This is a genomic window from Vibrio sp. 1641 (assembly GCF_033339995.1).
Taxonomy (GTDB): Bacteria; Pseudomonadota; Gammaproteobacteria; order Enterobacterales; family Vibrionaceae; genus Vibrio; species Vibrio alginolyticus.
In genome coordinates this window covers 1-562 of record NZ_JAWOVP010000401.1, presented here as the reverse complement: position 1 = coordinate 562, position 562 = coordinate 1, and the positions used below count along the sequence as shown (strand labels likewise).

General features: G+C 43.1%; 1 pseudogene. It reads right to left on the bottom strand.

What is annotated here, in order from left to right:
• Positions 1–62 precede the first annotated feature (62 nt).
• Positions 63–562: pseudogene (locus R7Z47_RS26205) on the bottom strand (VRR-NUC domain-containing protein); the annotation flags it as partial.

The window sequence follows — 562 nt, the reverse complement described above, 5'->3', positions numbered from 1 at the left end:
TCAACACCATTCCTACCCGCACATTACTCGAACTATTTAAGGTTCAGTTAAGCGATCTTAAGCTTTACCGCAATCAGATCCGGCATCCCATTGCGGTAAAGCTTAAGATCGCTTAACTGAACCTTAAATAGTTCGAGTAATGTGCGGGTAGGAATGGTGTTAAGTGACTGTTCAAGCAATTCCTTGCCTATTAAGCTCCATTGAACAAACGGATTGCTGATACCAAACTTTTCATCGTATTTCGCTAAAATCGCTTGTGTATTACCCAATTTTAACTGTGCGAAAGCTTCATCAATCAGTGCTTGGCGCTTTGCTACAAAATCGGAATGGTACAAATCCAGAGGACGGTGTTGATAGGCATTGATGAATGCCCCTTCAATGGGAGCGAAAATCGCATCCCAAAAAGTGAGCCCAAGTAATGCATTCAGCAGTGCATTTTCGGCGTAAAATACACTCCAACCTAAAGATTCAAAGTGCGCTTTGCTGGCGAGTTCGACTCTCTGTTGAGATAAATCCAGTTCAACTCGGTACTCCATACAGGTTGGCTTTGTCACTCTTGGCA